The organism is Streptomyces sp. NPDC048734, assembly GCF_043198675.1.
In the GTDB taxonomy this organism is placed as follows: Bacteria; Actinomycetota; Actinomycetes; order Streptomycetales; family Streptomycetaceae; genus Streptomyces.
Map to the genome: position 1 here is coordinate 12,117 of NZ_JBICUZ010000019.1, position 19,682 is coordinate 31,798.

12 protein-coding genes are annotated in these 19,682 nt (G+C 72.8%); 2 read left to right on the top strand and 10 right to left on the bottom strand.

The genetic code is table 11. The features are described 5' to 3' along the window. Positions 1–42 precede the first annotated feature (42 nt). The 10 genes from ACGFQC_RS32395 to ACGFQC_RS32440 all read right to left on the bottom strand — a co-directional run bounded on the left by ACGFQC_RS32395 (position 43) and on the right by ACGFQC_RS32440 (position 16,814). Complete coding sequence (locus ACGFQC_RS32395; protein ID WP_363091803.1) at positions 43–1,707, bottom strand: M4 family metallopeptidase; 1,665 nt, start codon at positions 1,705–1,707, stop codon at positions 43–45. Between the two features lie 319 nt (positions 1,708–2,026). Continuing rightward, on the bottom strand, positions 2,027–4,072 hold the full coding sequence (locus tag ACGFQC_RS32400; protein WP_363091804.1) for a M4 family metallopeptidase: 2,046 nt from the start codon (positions 4,070–4,072) through the stop codon (positions 2,027–2,029). A gap of 270 nt (positions 4,073–4,342) precedes the next feature. Further along, complete coding sequence (locus tag ACGFQC_RS32405) at positions 4,343–6,229, bottom strand: ABC transporter ATP-binding protein (protein WP_363091805.1); 1,887 nt, start codon at positions 6,227–6,229, stop codon at positions 4,343–4,345. After that, entirely contained in the window at positions 6,226–7,992 is a 1,767-nt protein-coding gene (locus ACGFQC_RS32410; RefSeq protein WP_363091885.1) for an ABC transporter ATP-binding protein, read from the bottom strand. Before ACGFQC_RS32410 ends, ACGFQC_RS32405 begins: the two co-directional genes overlap by 4 nt. Positions 7,993–8,138: 146 nt before the next feature. Continuing rightward, positions 8,139–9,998: an ABC transporter ATP-binding protein gene (locus tag ACGFQC_RS32415; protein ID WP_363091806.1), complete on the bottom strand. Its 1,860-nt coding sequence runs from the start codon at positions 9,996–9,998 to the stop codon at positions 8,139–8,141. Then, the gene (locus ACGFQC_RS32420) at positions 9,995–11,920 is read right to left on the bottom strand and encodes an ABC transporter ATP-binding protein (protein ID WP_363091807.1); all 1,926 of its coding nucleotides are present in this window, start codon (positions 11,918–11,920) and stop codon (positions 9,995–9,997) included. Before ACGFQC_RS32420 ends, ACGFQC_RS32415 begins: the two co-directional genes overlap by 4 nt. Before the next feature lie 418 nt (positions 11,921–12,338). Continuing rightward, complete coding sequence (locus ACGFQC_RS32425) at positions 12,339–12,842, bottom strand: ATP-binding protein (protein ID WP_363091808.1); 504 nt, start codon at positions 12,840–12,842, stop codon at positions 12,339–12,341. Positions 12,843–13,214: 372 nt separating this feature from the next. Next, a complete protein-coding gene (locus ACGFQC_RS32430; protein WP_363091809.1) occupies positions 13,215–13,982 on the bottom strand; it encodes an enoyl-CoA hydratase-related protein in 768 nt (255 codons plus the stop codon). 175 nt (positions 13,983–14,157) lie between these two features. Then, entirely contained in the window at positions 14,158–15,402 is a 1,245-nt protein-coding gene (locus ACGFQC_RS32435; RefSeq protein WP_363091810.1) for an Ig-like domain-containing protein, read from the bottom strand. A 167-nt stretch (positions 15,403–15,569) separates the two neighbouring features. Then, entirely contained in the window at positions 15,570–16,814 is a 1,245-nt protein-coding gene (locus tag ACGFQC_RS32440) for an Ig-like domain-containing protein (RefSeq protein WP_363091811.1), read from the bottom strand. A gap of 152 nt (positions 16,815–16,966) precedes the next feature. Here ACGFQC_RS32440 and glgX point away from each other — a divergent pair, with 152 nt between their 5' ends. Both glgX and ACGFQC_RS32450 read left to right on the top strand, forming a co-directional pair. Then, a complete protein-coding gene (gene glgX / locus ACGFQC_RS32445; RefSeq protein WP_363091812.1) occupies positions 16,967–19,201 on the top strand; it encodes a glycogen debranching protein GlgX in 2,235 nt (744 codons plus the stop codon). A gap of 196 nt (positions 19,202–19,397) precedes the next feature. Beyond that, positions 19,398–19,610, top strand: a complete 213-nt coding sequence (locus ACGFQC_RS32450; RefSeq protein ID WP_363091813.1) for an EF-hand domain-containing protein — start codon at positions 19,398–19,400, stop codon at positions 19,608–19,610. The last annotated feature ends 72 nt before the right edge of the window (positions 19,611–19,682 follow it).

Here is a 19,682-nt window from a genome sequence, read left to right on the forward strand (position 1 = left end):
GAGTCTTCCTCCCGGGTGCCGCCCCGTCTCAGGAGTCCGTCGTCAGGCGACGTTGACGGCCGTCCAGGCGGCCGCGACCGCCTTGTACTCGGTGCTGGTGGAGCCGTACAGGGCCGACGCCGCGCTCAGGGTCGCCGTGCGGGCGCCCGCGTAGTTCGTGGTCGACGTCATGTACGTGGTCAGGGCCTTGTACCAGATCTGGGCGGCCTTGGCGCGGCCGATGCCGGTGACCGTGGAGCCGTTGTAGGTGGGGGAGTTGTAGCTGACCCCGTTGATCGTCTTCGCGCCGCTGCCCTCGGACAGGAGGTAGAAGAAGTGGTTGGCCGGGCCGGACGAGTAGTGCACGTCCAGGTTCTTCAGCGTCGACGACCAGTAGTTGGCCGAGGAGCCGTCCTTGCTCGGCTGGTCCATGTAGCGCAGCGGGGTGCCGTTGCCGTTGATGTTGATCTTCTCGCCGATGAGGTAGTCGCCGACGTCGGAGGAGTTCGCCGCGTAGAACTCGACGGCCGTGCCGAAGATGTCGGAGGTCGCCTCGTTCAGGCCGCCGGACTCGCCGGAGTAGTTCAGGCCCGCGGTGTTGGAGGTGACGCCGTGGGTCATCTCGTGGCCGGCCACGTCCAGCGAGGTCAGCGGCTTGGTGTTGCCCGAGCCGTCGCCGTACGTCATGCAGAAGCAGCTGTCGTCCCAGAACGCGTTGACGTACGCGTTGCCGTAGTGGACGCGGGAGTAGGCGGCGACGCCGTTGTTCTTGATGCCGTTGCGGCCGAAGGTGTTCTTGTAGAAGTCCCAGGTGGTCTGGGCGCCGTAGGCCGCGTCGACGGCGGCCGTCTGGTCCGTGGAGGAGCTGGAGGCGGCGCCGGTGCCCCAGGCGTCGTCCGCGTCGGTGAACAGCGTGCCCGCGGAACTGGTGGTGCTGCGGGCCTTGTTGTACGTCTTGTGACCGCCGCGCGTGGGGTCGTACAGCTGGTACGTCGAGCCCGACAGGTACGTGCCGAGGGTGACCGTGCCGGAGTAGAGGCTCTTGCCGGTGCCGGTCTCGATGCCCTGGTACTCGTACAGCTTCTCGCCGGTCGCCGCGTCGGTGATGACGTGCAGCTCGTTCGGGGTGCCGTCGTCCTGGAAGCCGCCGACGACGGTCTCGTAGGCCAGGACCGGCTTGCTGCCGTTGCCCGCCCAGATCACCTTGCGGGGTGCCTGCGAGGCCTCGGTGTCCTCGGAGCCCGCCGCCTTCGCCAGCGACAGCGCCTGGCTCTCGGCCTTGGCGGCGGCGACGGCCGGGCTGGTCGAGGCGACCTTGATGGTGGCCGTCGTCGCCTTGGTGACGCCCTTGTCCGCGCCGGTGGCCGACTCGTGGACGACCAGGTCGCCGCCGAGGACCGGCAGGCCCGCGTAGGTGCGCTCGTAGCGGGTGTGGACGGTGCCGTCGGCGTCCTTGACGACGTCCCGGACGACCAGCTTCTCCTGGGCGCCGAGGCCTATCTCCTGCGCGGTGGAGGGCGCGTCGGCCTGCTTGTCCTGGATCAGGGCGGTGCGGGCGGCGGGGGCCAGCGGGGTCGGGACGGCGAGGGGCTTGGCGGCCGTCACGTCCGCGGAGGTCTGGGCGGCGGCGCTGCCGGAGGTGAGTCCGGTGGTCACGAGGGCCCCGGCCGCGACGGCGGTGGCGACGGCCAGGGTGGTGCGCTGGTGACGCGCGTAGAGGGAGGACACACAAGCTCCTTGGATGTGGGGGTGCCCGGGCGGCGTGGGGGCCGGCCGTGACGGCTGTGAAGTCGTGCGGCGGGTGACAGGAAGATTGGCATCCAGGTCGCGTACATGTCATGACCCCGAAGTGATGTTGACCGAAAATCGACCAACCGGTGAACATTGCCGTTGTGTGAACGGGCGTGACCTGGGTCAAAGACCAACAGCAGGCGGGCAATCGGATGGCAAAAAGAGGACGCCGCCCCGGGGTCCGAAGCCCCGGAACGGCGTCCTGCGAGTGGGGGGTGGGCCGGTGTGCGGCCCCCTGTCACGGTGCGGCGGCGACCTACGGGAAGGTCAGGGACCAGCCGCTGATGTAGCCCGTGTCCGCGGACGCGTTGTCCTGGACCCGCAACGTCCAGACACCGTTCGCGACTTCGGAGGACGCGTTCACCGTGTAGGTGGTGTTGAGGTTGTCCGCGCTGCCGCCGGTGCCGTACGCCTTCAGCGTGTACACCGTGCCGTCGGGGGCGACCAGCTGCACCCGGAGGTCACCGACGTAGGTGTGGACGATGTCGACCGCCACGGCGAGGTTCGACGGCGCGTTGCCCGTCCGGCCGGAGACGGTGATCGGCGAGTTGACCGCCGCGCCGTTGTCCGGAATCGACACGTCGGTGGTGGACTCGAAGGAGGTGCCGCCACCGCCGCCACCGGGACGCGCGCCGACCGCGATGGCCGCCCACGCGTTCTGCACCGCCGTGTACTCGGCGCTCGTCGTGCCGTACAGCTCACCGGTCGCCGCGAGGGTGCCGGTGCGGGCGCCCGCGTAGTTGGTGGTCGAGGTGAACTTCGTGGTCAGCGCGCGGAACCAGATCTTCTCCGCCTTGTCCCGGCCGATGCCGGTGACCGGCAGCCCGTCCGAGGTGGGCGAGTTGTAGGTGACACCGTTGATGGTCTTGGTGCCGCTGCCCTCGCTCAGCAGGTAGAAGAAGTGGTTTGCCGGGCCCGAGGAGTAGTGCACGTCGATCGAGCCGATGCCGGAGTACCAGCTGTCCTTGGACGAGCCGTCCTTGCTCGGCTTGTCCATGTAGCGCAGCGGCGTGCCGTCGCCGTTGATGTTGATCTCCTCGCCGATGAGGTAGTCGCCGACGTCGGAGGAGTTGTTGGCGTAGAACTCGACGGTCGCGCCGAAGATGTCCGAGGTCGCCTCGTTCAGGCCGCCGGACTCGCCGCTGTAGTTGAGGCCGGCCGTGTTGGAGGTGAGCCCGTGGGTCATCTCGTGCGCGGCCACGTCGATCGATGTCAGCGGGTTGGCGTTGCCGGAGCCGTCGCCGTACGTCATGCAGAAGCAGCTGTCCGACCAGAACGCGTTCACGTAGTTGTTGCCGTAGTGGACGCGGGAGTACGCGCCGACCCCGTCGCCGCGGATGCCGGAACGCCCGTGCACGTTCTTGTAGTAGTCCCAGGTCAGCTGGGCGCCGTAGGCGGCGTCGGCGCCGGCCGACTCCAGGTTCGACGGGCTGCCGTTGCCCCAGACGTCGTCGGGGCCGGAGAAGAGCGTGCCGGTGCCGGAGGTGCCGCGGTTGAGGTTGTACGTCTTGTGGCTGCCGCGGGTGGCGTCGGTGAGGTTGTACGTCGACCCGGACTGCGTGCTGCCGATGGTGACCTGCCCGCTGTACACCGTGTTGCCGGTGCCGGTCTCGATGGCCTCCCACTCGTACAGCTTGGCGCCCGTGGTGGCGTCCGTGACGACGTGCAGCTCCTGCGGGGTGCCGTCGTGCTGGAACCCGCCCACGACCGTCTCGTAGGCCAGGGTCGGCGTGCCGTTCGCGGCCCAGATCACCTTGCGCGGCTCGCGGTTGACGTCGGGGCTCTTGGCGTCCTCCGCCTTCGCCGCCGACAGCGCCTGCGCCTCGGCCTTGGCCGCGGGCACCTTGGCCGTGGTGGTGGCCGGCTTGATGGCGGCGCGGGTCGCCTTGACGACGGACTCCGTCGCGCCGGCCGGGGTGGACTCGACGACCAGGTCGCCGCCGAGGACCGGCAGGCCCGCGTAGGTGCGCTCGTAGCGGGTGTGGACGGTGCCGTCGGCGTCCTTGACGACGTCCCGGACGACGAGCGCCTCCTTGGCGCCGAGGCCCAGTTCCTTGGCCTGCTGCGCCTTGCCGGCGTTCGCGTCGCGGATCAGCTCGGCGCGCTGGGCGGGGGTGAGGCGGACCGACTCGGAGCCCGGTATCGCCTGGCCGGCCGCCCGCGGCGACTGCTCGGGGGCGGCCGTCGCGGCACCGGACTGCACGGCGGCGGCGATGAGCGCGGAGACGCCGACGAGGGCGAGGGCCGCGGCTCTGCGGGAGGGGGTGTGGGAGGTGCGTCTGCGAGAGGGACTGCTGCTCAACACTGACTCCTTCTGCGCGGCCGCGGGTCACGCGGCCGGGGGAGACCGCACGGCGGGTGGGCCGCGCGGGCACAACTAGGGCCGTACGCAGAACGGGTGACACTGTGGGGTTGCTGTGCAGTAGCAGTGGGAAGAGTGGCAGCCGACAGCGCTATCTGTCAGGAGCGCGTCAGGAAGTTGGCTGGAAACGGTTCGTTGTCCGGGAGTTCATGTTCGATATACGGAGAGATCACCACGAGTCACCCGTGGGCCCCGCTGCCGGACGGCGTCCTAGGCGTGCCGCCGCTCCCCGTGCCACGTCCCCCACAGCGCCGCGTACGCCCCGCCCGCCCGCACCAGCTCGTCGTGCGTGCCGAGTTCGGTCAGCCGGCCGTCCTCCATCACGGCGACCCGGTCCGCGTCGTGCGCGGTGTGCAGCCGGTGGGCGATGGCGATGACCGTACGCCCGCGCAGTACGGCGGCCAGGGCGCGCTCGGTGTGCCGGGCGGTCGTCGGGTCCAGCAGGGCCGTCGCCTCGTCCAGGATCAGCGTGTGCGGGTCCGCCAGGACCACCCGTGCCAGGGCGAGCTGCTGCGCCTGCGAGCCGTCGGTGCGGCGCCGGTCCGCGCCCACCTCCGCGTCGAGACCGCCGGGCAGCTCCCGCACCCAGCCGGCGGCACCGACCGCGGCCAGCGCCGCCCACAACTCCTCGTCCGTCGCGGCCGGTTCGGCGATCAGGAGGTTCTCGCGGACCGTGCCGAGGAAGACGTGGTGCTCCTGGGTCACCAGGACGACCTGCCGGCGCAGCGCCTCCGGAGCCAGGTCCGCGACCGGCACCCCGCCCACCGTGACCGAACCCGCCGTCGGCGCGTCCACGCCCGCCAGCAGCCGGCTCAGCGTCGTCTTGCCCGCACCCGAGGGGCCCACCACCGCGAGCCGCTCCCCGGGCCGCACCGTCAGGTCCACCCCGCGCAGCACCTCGCCGCCGCGGTCGTAGGCGTACCGCACGCCCGTCACGTCGATCCGGTCGTCCGCCGGGACCGGCGCGCCCCCCTCCGGCCCGGACCGCGGGGCCCGCGCCAGCCCCTCCACCCGCGCGAACGAGGCCCCGCTGCTCTGGAGTTGCTCGACGCGCATCAGGATCTCGTCGAGCGGCCCGGTGAACTGCCGCAGGTACAGGGCCGCCGCCACCACCGCCCCGAGGCTCAGCGCGCCCCGCGCGTGCAGCGTCCCGCCCACCAGCAGGACCCCCGCGACGGGCAGCGTGTACGACACCTCCACCACCGGGAAGAACACGCTCCGCAGGAACAGCGTGTGGAACCGCGTACGACGCGAGACCTCCAGCGCGTCCCGGCTCGCCGCCGTCCGCCGCTCCTGCAGCCGGAACGCCTCCACCGTGCGGGCCCCGCCCGCGGTCTCCGCGAGGACGTCGGCGACCTCCGAGGTGGCCGCGCCCTCGGCGAGGTACCCGGCGCGCGCCCGCCGCAGGTACCAGTGCAGTGCCCACCAGATCGGCGCCAGCCCGAGCACCCCGACCGCGCCGAGCAGCGGGTCGATCACGAACACCGCGCCCAGCAGCAACGACGCCTGCACGGTGCAGACCAGCAGCTCGGGACCGGCGTCCCGCAGCGTCGTGCCCACGGCCGCCACGTCGGCGGTGCCGCGGGTGGTGAGGTCGCCGGTGCCGGCCCGCTCCACGACGGACGCGGGCAGCGCCAGCGTCCGCTCGACGAAGCCCTCCCGCACCCGCGCCAGCGTCCGCTCCCCGAACCGGTGCCCCGCGTACCGGGCCCAGCGGGCCAGCAGCAACTGCGCCAGCGCGGACCCCAGGATGGCCGCGGCCAGCCGGTCCACCCCCGCGACGCCGCCGCCGGAGCGCACCTCGTCGATGATCCGGCCGAGCAGCCAGGGCCCGGCCAGACCGGCCGCGGCGGCCAGCACGTTGAGCGCCAGGACGGCGGCGAAGGCCCGCCCGTCGGCCCGCACGAGACGGCCGGTGGCCCGCCGCACCTCGGCCGGCGAGGCCACCGGAAGCCGCCCCGACGCCCCCTCGCCGCCCCCGGCCGAGACCTTCCCGTCGGGCTCGGCCGAGACCTTCGCGTCCGACCCGGCCGAGACCTTCCCGTCAGGCTCGGCCGAGACCTTCCCGCCCGCCCCGCCCGAGCCACCTGCCGTCATCGCACAGCCCCCTCTACGGTCCCGTCCCCTGCCCCGCTGCTGCTCCGCGGACCCCGTGCGTCCTGCGTGCCCTGCGCGGCTCGCGTGCCCTGCGCGGCTCGCGGGTCCTGCGGGTCCCGCGCGTCCCGCGCGTCCTCCGCGTCCTCCGCGTCCCGCGCGGCCTCCCCGTTCTCCTCGTCGTCCTCCTCGTCGTCCTCCTCGTCCCGCGCCACCAGCGCCCGGTACCCCGGCTCCGTCTCCAGCAGCACCCGGTGCCGGCCGCTCGCCGCGAGTTTCCCGTCGACCAGGTACAGCACCCGGTCCGCATGGTCGAGCAGCAGCGGGGAGGTGCTCGTCACGACGGTCGTCCGGTCGGCGCGCGCCTCCCGCAGCCGCCGCGCGATCGCCGCCTCGGTGTGCGCGTCGAGCGCCGACGTCGGCTCGACGGCGAGCAGCACCTCGGGGTCGGCGAGCAGCGCCCGCACCAGCCGCACGCGCTGCCGCTGACCACCGGACAGACTGCGGCCCCGCGCCGCCACGGGGGAGTCGAGCCCGTCCGGCAGGCCCTGCACGACGTCCTCGGCGGCAGCCGCCCGCAGCGCCCGGCCGATCTCCGCGGCGGACGCGTCGCGCCGCCCGCCCACCAGCTCGCGCAGGCTGCCGGGGAACAGGTCCGCCTCGTTGTCCGCGACCAGGATCCGCTCCCTCACCCGCGCCAGTCCCACCTCGTCGAGACGTACGCCGCCCCAGGTGACGTCGGTCGGCCCGTACCGGCCCAGCCGGTCGATCAGGGCGGCCGTGTCGGCGGGCCGCGCACCGGCCAGCGCCGTCAGCAGACCGGGCGCGACCCGCACACCGGAGGCGGGGTCGTACAGCACCGCCGGCCCGGCGGGCGCGTCGGCGGTACCCGCGTCGGGGTCCGGCTCCAGCCGCAGCAGCCGTACGACCCGGCGGGCGGCGACCACGCCCCGGCTGAGCTGGTAGCCCATGTCCACGATGAACGCGACCGGGCCGACCAGTACGGCCACGTAGCCGTACACCGCCACCAGCTCGCCGATGGTCAGCTCGCCCCGGGCCGCGAGCCGGGCCGCCAGCCAGGTCACCACGGCGAGGAACACCGTCGGCAGGCCCATACCGAGGGCCTGCATCCAGCTGGTGACCGCGCCGACCCGGTAGCCCTGGGCGCGCAGCCGCTGCGAGTCGCGGTGGAAGGCGTCCGCGATCAGGCCCTTGCCGCCGAGGCCGTTGAGCACCCGCAGCCCGCCCGCGAGGTCGCCGATCCGCGCGGTGAGCACCCCCTGCCGCTCCCGGTACTCGCCCTCGGAGCCCTGGAGCCGGCTCATCAGCGGGCCGACCAGCACGGCGATCACCGGCATCCCCAGCAGCACGACCGCCGCGAGCAGCGGCGAGACCGACAGCAGCACCCCGGCGACGACGACGTAGACGACGACCGAGCCGACGCCCGGCCCGATCATGGTCAGGGACGTGGCGATGGTCTGCACGTCGCCGACGCCGATCGTGACCACCTCCCCGGCCCCGATCCGGCGCGGCAGCGCGGCGCCGAGCCGGACCGTGTGCCCGACGACCACCTTCACCGTGCGGAAGTTGGCGTCCATGCGCACCCGGGTCATGGTGCGGTGCCGCATGATGCTCACCCAGGCGTTGAACGCCCCCACCAGCAGCAACGCGGTCGTCCAGCCCACCAGCGCGGCCGTGTCACCACCCTCGAGACCGTCGTCGACCGCCCTCGCCATCAGGTACGGCGCGACCGCCATCAGCACCATCCAGACGCTGGACAGCACCGCTCCCGCCACCGCCCGCCCCGGCTGGCGGCAGGTCAGCCACCACAGGTACGACCAGCCGCCGCGGCAGTCGGGCGTGCCGGGGTCGGCGTAGGCGTCGATCGGCCGCCGTCCCCTGCGCCGGCCCCTCACGCGAGGCTGTCCCGCCAGGCGCGGTGCAGGTCCGCGAACCGGCCGGTGCCCGCGACGAGTCCGTCCGGGGGGCCGTCCTCGACGATCCGTCCGCGCTCCATGACGAGCACCCGGTCGGCGATCTCCACCGTCGACAGCCGGTGCGCGATCACCACCGCCGTACGGCCCTTCAGGACCGTCGCCATCGCGGCCTGCACGGCCCGCTCGCCGGGCACGTCGAGCGAACTGGTCGCCTCGTCGAGGATCAGCACCGCCGGGTCCGCGAGCAACGCCCTCGCGAACGCGACGAGTTGGCGCTGACCGGCGGAGATGCGACCGCCGCGCCTGCGCACGTCCGTGTCGTAGCCGTCGGGCAGGGCGCTGATGAACTCGTGCGCGCCGATGGCCTCCGCCGCCCGCTCGATGTCCTCCCGGCTCGCGTCCGGCCGCCCGAGCGCGATGTTGTCGGCGACCGTCCCGGAGAACAGGAAGGCCTCCTGCGTCACCATGACCACCCCGCGCCGCAGCTCGGCCGTCGCCAGCTCGCGCAGATCGACGCCGTCGAGCAGCACCCGGCCCGCCGTCGGGTCGTAGAAGCGGGCGAGGAGCTTGGCGAGGGTGGACTTCCCGGCTCCGGTCGAGCCGACCACCGCGACGGTCTGTCCGGCGGGCAGGGTGAGGTCGAAGCGGGGGAGGACCTCGCCACCGGTGCGGTAGCCGAAGCCGACGCCGTCGAAGACGACCTCGCGGCCGGGCATGCCCGACCGGCGGGCCGGCAGCTCCCGGGGCGCGGCCGGCTCGGGCACGGACGGCTCCTGGGCCAGCAGCCCCGCGATCTTCTCCAGGGAGGCGGCCGCCGACTGGTAGGAGTTGAGGAACATGCCGAGCCGGTCGATCGGGTCGTACAGCCGCCGCAGGTACAGCACCGCCGCGGCCAGCACGCCCAGCGCCAGTGAACCGTCCGCCACCCGCTGGGCGCCCCACAGCACGATCAGCGCGACGGCGGTGTTGGCTACCAGCCGGGAACCGGTGACGTAGCGGGCCATCTCCAGCAGGGCGTCGCCGTTGGTCCGCTCGTGCCGCTGGTTCAGGACCCGGAAGTCGGCCTCGTTGACGGCCTCGCGGCGGAACGCGCGCACCGGCCGGATGCCGTTCACCGTCTCCACGAACTTCACGATCACGGCCGCGATGGCCGAGGACCGGGCGGTGAACACCCGGCCCGCGCGCCGCTGGTAGACCCGGACGAGGAGGTACAGCGGCCCGAACGACGCCACAGCCACCGCACCGAGGCCCAGGTCCAGCCAGAGCAGCATCGCCGAGATGTAGAGGAAGGACAGGACGACCGTCACCAGCTCCTGGAGGCCCTCGCTGAGCAGTTCGCGCAGCGACTCCACGTCGGTGGTGGAACGGGAGATGAGCCGGCCCGAGGTGTAGCGCTCGTGGAAGTCGACGCTCAGCGCCTGCGCGTGCCGGAAGATCCGGCCGCGCAGATCCAGCAGCACGTCCTGGTTGACGCGGGCGGAGGCGATCAGGAACGCGTACTGGAGCCCGCCGCCGGCCAGCGCGCACCCCAGGTAGCCGACGCCCACCGCGACCAGCGGCCCCAGGTCGTCCTCCCGGAACGCCGGCACGGCACGGTCGATGGCGTACGCCACCAGCAGCGGACCCGCCTGCACGGCCGCCTGCTGGAGCAGCAGCAGGAACGTGGTGAGGGCGACGCGCGCCCTCATCGGGGCGAGCAGCGAGCGCAGCAGGGTGCCGGTGGCGCCCGGCGGGGTGGGCAGGACGTCCCGGTCGAAGGCGTCGGCGTCCTCCTGGACGGCCGTCGGGTCCCGCTCGTCGGCGGCGGTGGGGGAGGCGGTCGTGGGCGCGGTCATCGGCGGTCGGCCTCCTGGTCCCCGGACATCAGATGGGCGTACTCGGCGTGGGTGCGGAGCAGTTCGTGGTGGGTGCCCACGGCGGTGATCCGGCCGCCCGACAGCAGGGCGACCCGGTCGGCGAGCAGCACGGTGGACGGCCGGTGCGCGACGATCAGCGCGGTCGTGTCGGCGAGGACGCGGCGCAGGGCGGCCTCCACGGCGGCCTCCGTGTGGACGTCCAGCGCGGACAGCGGGTCGTCGAGCACGAGGAACCGGGGACGGCCCACGACCGCCCGCGCCAGCGCGAGGCGCTGCCGCTGCCCGCCGGACAGGCTCAGCCCCTGCTCGCCGACCTGGGTGCGGGTGCCCCGCGGCAGCGCGTGCACGAACTCGGCCTGGGCGACGGCCAGCGCCCGCTCCAGGTCGCCGTCGTCCGCGCTGCCGCCGGCGCCCATCAGCACGTTCTCCCCGACGCTCGCGGAGAACAGCGTCGGCTCCTCGAAGGCGACGGCCACCTTCGCGCGCAGCTCCTCGCGGGACATCGCGGTGATGTCCTCCCCGTCGAGCGTGATCCACCCGGAGGTCACCTCGTGCAGCCGCGGCACGAGCGCGGTGAGCGTGGTCTTCCCGCTGCCGGTGGCGCCCACCAGTGCCATGGACTCGCCGGGCCGGATGTGCAGGTCGATCCGGTCGAGGACGGGCGGGGAGCCGGGCTCGGCGTCGGGGTAGCGGAAGGTGACCCCGTGGAACCGCAGGCCCCCTTCGGGGAGCGGCGCGTACCCGTCGGGGGTTGCCGAAACCGAAACCGAAGCCGAAGCCGGGTCCTCCGTGACGGGGGACGCCGCGGCCGGGCGTTCCTTGGCAGGGGCAGGGGCAGGGGCAGGGGCAGGGGCAGGGGCAGGGGCAGGGGCAGGGGTTGATGTCCGCCCGCCCGGGACCCCGTCGTCCTCCGGCTCCGCGTCCATCACCTCGAAGTACCGTTCCGTGGCCGTCGCCGCCTCCTGGCTCATCGCCAGCAGGAAGCCGATGGAGTCCACCGGCCAGCGCAGGGCGAGGGCCGTGGAGAGGAAGGCGACCAGCGTGCCCGCGGACAGTTCGCCGTCCGCGACCTGCACCGTCCCCAGCACCAGTGCCGCGCCGATCGCCAGCTCGGGCAGGGTCACGATGACCGCCCAGATCGTCGCCAGCAGCCTCGCCTTGTGCAGTTCCGTCCCGCGCAGTGTCGACGACAGCTCGCGGAAGGCCCGCGCCTGGCTGCGGTGCCGGCCGAAGCCCTTGATGACCCGGATGCCGAGGACGCTCTCCTCGACGACCGTCGTCAGGTCGCCGACCTGGTCCTGGGCGCGTCGCGCCACGCGCGCGTACCGGTTCTCGAAGACCACGCACATGACGATCACGGGGATCGCGGGCCCGAGGATGACCAGCCCGAGCGTCCAGTCCTGAAGCAGCATGATGGTCACGCCGACGAGGATCGTCACCCCGTTGACCAGGAGGAACGTCAGCGGGAAGGCGAGGAACATGCGCAGCAGCATCAGGTCGGTGGTGCCCCGGGACAGCAGCTGTCCCGACGCCCACCGGTCGTGGAAGGCCACCGGCAGCCGCTGGAGGTGCCGGTACAGGTCGGCCCGCATCTCCGCCTCGACGTGCGACAGCGGCCGTGCCACCAGCCAGCGCCGCAGCCCGAACAGGAGCGCCTCCGCGACCCCGAGCAGCAGCAGGTACAGCGCGCCCAGCCAGACGCCCGCCGGGTCCCGGTCCGTGACCGGCCCGTCCACCAGCCACTTGAGGACGAGCGGGATCACCAGCCCCGTGCAGGAGGCGATGACCGCGATGGCCGCGGCGGTGAACAACCGCGCCCGAACGGGCCGCACGTACGGCCACAGGCGCAGCAACGTCCGTACGGCGGAACGGTCCTTGGTGGGTGCAGGTGTCCTGGGCATCAGGAACGAGCCTACGGATCGCCACTGACGACGCCCATCGAGTTTCGGCCGGTCCGGGCTCGGCCCTCGGACCTACGACCTGCGCGTTCGGGCCCTCGAGCGGGTCGGGTGGGGGTCCGGCGGCAGGCGGGTGTCACCCGATCGGCCGATGCGGTTCCGAGCCTGTCTCGGGCCGACCGGGACCTGCCGACCGGGACCTGCTGACCGGGACCTGCTGACCGGGACCAGCCGACCGGGACCGGTCGTCAGGGACCAGTCCCGGCCGACAGCGGCGGGCCCGCAAGGCCGACCGGGAAGGCCGGCCTGCAGCGGCCGACCACGAGGGGCAGCCCCGGAGCGGCCTACGGGGAGCGGCCTACGGGGAGCTGTCGACGGAGAGCTGCCGACGGAGAGGGAGCGAAAGGGAGGGCCCGGCCGGTCAGCGGTCGGCGACGCGCATCTCGAACCAGGTCGTCTTGCCGCGCGGCAGCAGGTCGACGCCCCAGCGGTCGGACAGCTTGTCGACGAGGAACAGCCCCCGGCCGCTGACGTCCAGCTCCTGGACCGGCATCAGACAGGGCAGCCCCCGTGAGGGATCCCGGACCTCGACGCGGATCCAGCCCCGCCGCCTGCGCAGGCGCAGCCCGAAGACACGGGCACCGGTGTGGCGTACGGCGTTGCCGACGAGTTCCGAGACGAGCAGGACGGCGTCCTCGGTCATCTTGGGGGTGAGCTGCCAGCGACGGAGGACGATGACCTGGGTGAGGCGCCGGGCCGTGGCGGCGGATTCGGGGCGGGACGGCAGCTGGACCTCCGCGTCCGTGGGGTCACCGAACAACTCCAGTGCCTTGAGCCCCTGTTCGTCCTCGACCGCAGGCGACCAGCGTGCCGCGGCCACACGCCCGTGCCCCCGCGGCTGTTCGATACCCTCCAGCCCCGCCATGCCCCCCATCATGGCGGCCCGGGACCTCGCGCGGGGCCGTTCCGGGGGAATGCGCCCCCCGGAAGCCCCCATTCCGCCCGAATCGGCCGGCGTGCTCCGGAGGCGCTCGGGTGAGGGGCACGCCCCTTCTGACCTGCGAAGACGCCTCGTCGGGAGGTGATCGGCGGGCTTCCTCGACGAGGCGACCCCGAGGTCACCTCACGGCTGCGGCGGAGCGCCCCATCGAGGGACCCGCGGAGAGCCCGGTCGGGCCCCGGGGCGGGGACCCGTCCGCGCCCCGGATGAGACACCCCGTCAATTGCAAGGGTTTTCGCGGGGCTTCGGCGAGACGAGTCTCACATCAGCCTCGTCCCGGAGGCCGACGGAACGGCCTCACAGGAACTTCGCCTTGCCCGGCCCCTCCTCCACGAAGCTGCGCATGCCGATCTCCCGGTCCGGGGTGGCGAACAGGCCCGCGAACCAGTTCCGCTCCACCGCGAGACCCGTCTCGATGTCCGTCTCCAGACCGGTGTCGATCGACTCCTTGGCCGCGCGCAGCGCGAGCGCCGGCCCCTGCGCCAGCTTCGCCGCCCACGCGTGCGCCTGCGCGTACACCTCGTCGGCCGGGACCACCCGGTCCACCAGCCCCAGCGTCAGCGCCTCGTCCGCCTTCACCGTGCGGCCGGTGAAGATCAGGTCCTTCGCCTTGGACGGGCCGATCAGCCGGGACAGCCGCTGGGTGCCCCCCGCGCCCGGGATCAGACCGAGCAGGATCTCCGGCTGGCCCAGCTTCGCGTTGTCCGCGGCGATCCGGAAGTCCGCGCACAGCGCCAGTTCGCAGCCGCCGCCCAGCGCGTATCCGGTCACGGCCGCGACCACCGGCTTGGGGATGCGGGCCACCGCCGTGAAGGCGTCCTGGAGGGCGCGGGCGCGCAGGACCATGGCCGTGTGGTCCATGAGCTGCATCTCCTTGATGTCCGCGCCCGCCGCGAACACCTTCTCGCCGCCGTACACGACGACGGCCCGCACGTCGTCACGGCGGCCCGCCTCCTCGGCGAGTTCCTTCAGCCGGTCCTGCGTGGCGACGTTCAGCGCGTTCATGGGCGGGCGGTCCAGGCGCAGCGTGCCGACGCCCTCGGCGACTTCGAGATTCACGGTCATGCCCAGCAGGTTAACGGGCACTAACGGCCGGGGGCCCGGTGCGGTGGGTCACATGTGTGCGGCCGGGGGGGCGGGGGTCGTCCCCCGGGTGGGGCGGCACGGGCACCGACGGCGGCGGGCCCGGTGCCGTGGGTCACGACACCGGGCCCGCCGCCGCAGGAGAACCGCGGAGGAGCTACTTCGTCCACTCCGCCCACGGGATGTTCCAGCCGTTGAGGCCGTTGGACGGGGAGACCACCGGGTCGGTGGAGTTCTTCACGACCACCACGTCGCCGGTCATCGAGTGGTTGAAGAACCAGGCGGCCGGCGCGCCGCTGTCGTAGCCGCCGCGCACGTCCCGCAGGCCGATGCAGCCGTGGCTGGCGTTGTAGTTGCCGAAGGCGTCGCCGCCCCAGTAGTTGCCGTGCACGAAGGTGCCGGAGTCGGTCAGCCGCATGGCGTGCGGGACGTCCTTGATGTCGTACTCGCCGTCGTAGCCGACCGTGTCGCCGTTCATGCGGGTCACCGTGAACTTCTCACTGATGACCATCTGGCCGTTCCAGGTGGCGTAGCCGGCCTTGCCGGTGGTGACCGGGATGGTCTTGACGACCTTGCCCTCCCGCATGACCTTCATCGTGTGCTTCTTGGCGTCCACGACGGACACCTGGTCGCGGCCGATGGTGAAGGAGACCGTCTTGGACTGCTTGCCGTAGACACCCTTGCGGCCCTCGACGCCGTCGAGGTTCAGCTCGACCGTCACCTTGGTGCCGGCCTTCCAGTACTTCTCGGGCCGGAAGTCGAGGCGGTCGTTGCCGAACCAGTGACCCCGCACGTCGACGGCCGGAACCGTCTTGATCCTGATGGCCTTCTCGACGTCGTCCGGCGCGGTGATGCCCCGCGTGAAGCGGACCGAGAACGGCATGCCGACGCCGACGGTGGAGCCGTCCTCGGGCGTGAAGGTGCCGACGAAGGTGTTCTCGGGCGTCAGCGTGGTGAAGGACGCGTCCTCGGCGGCCGTACGGCCCTCGGCGTCCTTGGCGACCGCGTGCACCTGGTACTTGGTGGCGGCGGCCAGATGGGTGCTCGGCGTCCAGCCGGCGCCGTCCGCGGAGATCTCGCCGTCGACCTTCGCGCCCTCGGCGTCCTTGACGACGACCTCGGTCAGCTTGCCCTTGGCGGCCGTCACCTTCAGGGCGCCGCTGGTGTCGACGGACTTCGCACCGTCCTTCGGGGCGATCGAGACGACCGCCTCCGACTGCCCGCTCGCCGCCGCGGTCGCGTCGCCCGAACCCTTGCCGTCCTTTGTCCTCTCCGCCCCGGAAGCCCCGCCCCCGCAGGCCGTGACGGTCAGCAGCAGTCCTCCGACGAGCAGCGCCAGCCGCCTGTCGCGGCCGCGCCGGCGTCCACCAACCGATGCCCCCGATATCGGTCGCACGTTCAAGTCCGTTCTCCCCTCCCCCGGGCCGGTCGGGCCCGCACGCAGGCACGTCCCCTGCGCTGCGCGCATATTAACCACATGGTCAGCGGCCCCGGTGACCCCGGAATGTCACCGTTCCGTCCCAACTTGGACCAGGGGAGGGGAGGGGGGAGGGAAGTGACGCCCGGACGTCAGTTCACCGCACTGCCGGCGCTCCACTCCCTCCAGTTCATGTTCCAGCCGCCGAGCCCGTTGTCCGGTGCGACCGTCCTGTCCTTGCTGCGGACCACCTCGACGACGTCCCCGACGAGACTGCGGTCGAAGAACCAGCCCGCGGGGGTGTCCGCGCCGCCGCCCTTCACGTCCCTGAGGCCCACGCACCCGTGACTGAGGTTGACCCGCCCGAAGGACTCCGGTGCCGCCCAGTAGTTGCCGTGCAGGAAGGTGCCCGACTCGGTGAGCCGCATCGCGTGCGGCACGTCCGGGATGTCGTACTCGCTCTTGCCGTTCTTCTTCCTGAAGCCGACGGTGGCGCCGTTCATCCGGGTCAGCTCCAGCATCTCCGTGACCACCATCTTGCCGTTGTACGTCGTCGTCTTCGGGGCCCCGGCGGTGATGGGCACGGTGGCGAGCAGCTCGCCCTCACGCCGCACCTGCATGGTGTGGGCGGCGGCGTCGACGAGGGAGACCTGGTGGCGGCCGACGCTGAAGGAGAACGTCCGGTGCTGGAGCCCGTAGACGCCGGGAGCCCCCTCGACGTCACGCAGGCGCAGGGAGACGGTGACGCGGGTGCCGGGCTTCCAGTAGTGCTGGGGGCGGAAGTCGAGCCGGGAGGTGCCGAACCAGTGCGGCCGGACCTCGACGGCCGGCTCGGCGCTCACGCGGACGGCGCGCTCGACGGCGGCACGGTCCTCGATCTCCCGGTTGAACTCCAGGGACACGATCATCCCGGTGCCGACCGTCGAGCGGTTCTCCGGCGTGACGTACCCGATGAACCGCTCCTCGGGGACGTGCGTCGTGAACGTGGTGTGCCGGGCCGATCGGTGCCCGTCGCCGTCCACGGCGACCGCGTCGACCGTGTAGCGGGCGGCGAGCGCGAGCCGGTCGTCCACCGGGCGCCAGCTGCGGCCGTCCGCGGAGATCCGGCCCGGCACCTCGGTCTCCTGCGCGTCCTGCGACTTGAGCACCTTCACCGACTCCAGCCGCCCGTCGGGCACCCGGACCCGCAGCGCCTGGCCGGGGCGCACCTCCCTGGTGCCGTCCAGCGGGGTGACCCGGATGACGTCCTCGGACGCCGGGGGTCTGCCCAGCACGCGGTCGAGCCCGCTTCTGCCGTCCCCGCTGCATCCGGCGGCTCCCGCCAGCAGTCCTGCCCATGTCAGTACGGCGGTCAGTGCGACCCCCGCGCGCCGTGCGCGCCCAGTTACGTGCCTCACGCGCTGGACAACGACGGGGCACGCTCCGGGGAAACGTGAGTGCGAGGCACACGCTGGGCAGAACAGGGGGGAGGACGACGCCGAGGGAGCAGCGGCCGGGACGCCGTACGCCCCGGGCCCGCGTCGTGCCACGAGCCGCGGGAGGCTGAACGGTGTCCAGCGCAGCCGAGCAGGAGGAGGTGGCGGAGGACCGCCCCGCCGTGTCCGCCGTCGTGAACAGGGCACCGCGCAGGACGCCCGGCGTGCCCGTGCGGCCCGGTGCGTCCACGCCGCTCGGCGCCCGCTTCCGGGTCGGCCCCGACGGGGTCGCCGGCACCAACTTCGCCCTGTGGGCGGGTGGCGCGGAGGCCGTCGAGCTGTGCCTCTTCGACGACCGGGGCCGTGAGACCCGCGCCCGGCTGACGGAACTCACGCACGAGATCTGGCACGGCTTCGTGCCCGGTGTGATGCCCGGCCAGCGCTACGGCTACCGGGTGCACGGCCGCTGGGACCCGTGGACCGGCGCCCGCTTCAACCCGGCGAAGCTGCTCCTCGACCCGTACGCCCGTGCCATGGACGGCGAGTTCGGCCTGCCGCCCGAGGTGTACGGGCACGTCCGCGACTGGCCCCAGCAGCAGGTCGCCGACACCGTCCGCGACGAACGGGACTCCGCGCCGTACGTCCCCAAGGGCGTCGTCGTCCACGACGACGACGACTGGGCCGACGACCGCCGCCCCAAGACCCCCTGGGCGGACTCGGTCATCTACGAGCTGCACGTGCGCGGCTTCACCATGCGCCACCCCGGCGTCCCCGAGGAACTGCGCGGCACCTACGCCGGCCTGGCCCACCCGGCCGCCGTCGAGCACCTGGCCGGTCTGGGCGTCACGGCCGTCGAACTGCTCCCGGTCCACCAGTTCGCCCACGAGGACCACCTGCTGCGCAGGGGACTGCGCAACTACTGGGGCTACAACTCCATCGGCTACTTCGCCCCGCACGCCGGCTACGCCTCCGCCGGGACGACGGGTGGACAGGTCGGCGAGTTCAAGCGGATGGTCCGCGCGCTGCACGCGGCGGGCATCGAGGTCATCCTCGACGTGGTCTACAACCACACCGCGGAAGCGGGCGAACTGGGCCCGACGCTGTCCCTCAAGGGCGTCGACAACCGCGGCTACTACCGGCTGCAGCCGGACGCCCGCCGGTACGCCGACTACACGGGCTGCGGCAACACCCTGCACGTGGTCCAGCCGCACGTGCTGCGCCTGATCACGGACTCGCTGCGCTACTGGGTCACGGAGATGGGCGTCGACGGCTTCCGCTTCGACCTGGCCGCCGCCCTCGCCCGCTCCATGCACGACGTGGACATGCTGTCGCCGTTCCTCGCGGTGATCGCGCAGGACCCGGTGCTGCGGCGGGTCAAGCTGATCGCGGAACCCTGGGACGTGGGATCGGGCGGCTACCAGGTGGGCGCCTTCCCCCCGCTGTGGACGGAGTGGAACGACCGCTACCGCGACGCCGTGCGCGACTTCTGGCGGCACGCCCTGCCGGACGTCCGCGAGATGGGCTACCGCCTGTCCGGCTCCAGCGACCTGTACGCCTGGGGCGGCCGGCGCCCCTACGCCTCCGTCAACTTCATCACCGCCCACGACGGGTTCACCCTGCGCGACCTCGTGTCCTACGAGCGCAAGCACAACGAGGCCAACGGCGAGGGCAACCGGGACGGCACGGACGACAACCGCTCCTGGAACTGCGGGACCGAGGGGGAGACGGACGACGAGCGCGTACGCGCGCTGCGGCGGCGGCAGTTGCGCAACCTGATGACCACGCTGTTGCTGTCGACCGGCGTGCCGATGCTGGTCGCGGGCGACGAACTCGGCCGCACCCAGGGCGGCAACAACAACGCGTACTGCCAGGACAACGAGACCGGCTGGCTGGACTGGAGCCTGCTGGAGGACCCCGGCTGGAAGGCCCTGTACGACCTGACCGCCCGCCTGATCGCCCTGCGCCACCGCCATCCCGTGCTGCGCCGCCGGGCGTTCTTCTCCGGCCGGGCCCACTCGGCCGACGGGCTGCGCGACCTGGCCTGGTTCACCGCACGCGGCACGGAGATGACGGAAGGGGACTGGTACGCGCCGGCGGCGACGCTCGGCATGTACCTCTCCGGCCGGGACATCCCCGGCCGCGACGAGCGGGGCGCCCCGATCACGGACGACAGCTTCCTCGCCCTCCTGCACGCCGGCGACCGCCCCGCCCACTTCGTCCTGCCGGGCCCGCCCTGGGCGGAGCGCTACGAGGTCGTGGTCGACACCTCCCGCGAGGACCAGGACACCGCCCCGGCCGTCACCCACCGGGCGGGGACGGGGGTGACGGTCCCGGCCCGGTCGGCACTCCTGCTGCGGGTGTCCTCCTGAGGGCGGCCGCCTCGTGGACCGGACCGCCGGAGACCGGGGCCTGACCGGAGACCTGGGCCTGGCCGGGGGCCGGACGGCCGCGAGCACGGGCGGCCGGGTGGTGGCCGCACGGCGCGCTCACCCGGACCGTTAATCTGACCTGCGTCAGAACGACGGCAACACAGCACCGCAAGGTATGGCGAAGAGGGGCGGACCGGTGGCGGACATCGAAGAAGCACGCAAGCAGTTCCAGCGGATCGACGCGGACGGTGACGGATTCATCACCGCGACCGAGTTCAAGACCGCCCTGGCGCAGGGGGGCGACTGGCACGTCACCGACACGGTCGCCGAGGCCGTCATCAGGACCCGCGACCTGGACGGCGACAAGGTCCTGTCGTTCGACGAGTTCTGGGCCTACCTGGGCAAGTGACGCGCGGGCAAAGGGGTGTCCCGTGCGAGCCGCGGGGCACCCCTTTGCCATCCGTCCGTCATCCGTCCGTAC

Bases quoted from the DNA above. Each gene is read 5' to 3' on its own strand.
- ACGFQC_RS32405 (WP_363091805.1), bottom strand. From the start codon at position 6,229: ATGACGGCAGGTGGCTCGGGCGGGGCGGGCGGGAAGGTCTCGGCCGAG.
- ACGFQC_RS32410 (WP_363091885.1), bottom strand. From the start codon at position 7,992: ATGGTGCTGATGGCGGTCGCGCCGTACCTGATGGCGAGGGCGGTCGAC.
- ACGFQC_RS32415 (WP_363091806.1), bottom strand. From the start codon at position 9,998: ATGACCGCGCCCACGACCGCCTCCCCCACCGCCGCCGACGAGCGGGAC.
- ACGFQC_RS32420 (WP_363091807.1), bottom strand. From the start codon at position 11,920: ATGCCCAGGACACCTGCACCCACCAAGGACCGTTCCGCCGTACGGACG.
- ACGFQC_RS32425 (WP_363091808.1), bottom strand. From the start codon at position 12,842: ATGGCGGGGCTGGAGGGTATCGAACAGCCGCGGGGGCACGGGCGTGTG.
- ACGFQC_RS32430 (WP_363091809.1), bottom strand. From the start codon at position 13,982: ATGACCGTGAATCTCGAAGTCGCCGAGGGCGTCGGCACGCTGCGCCTG.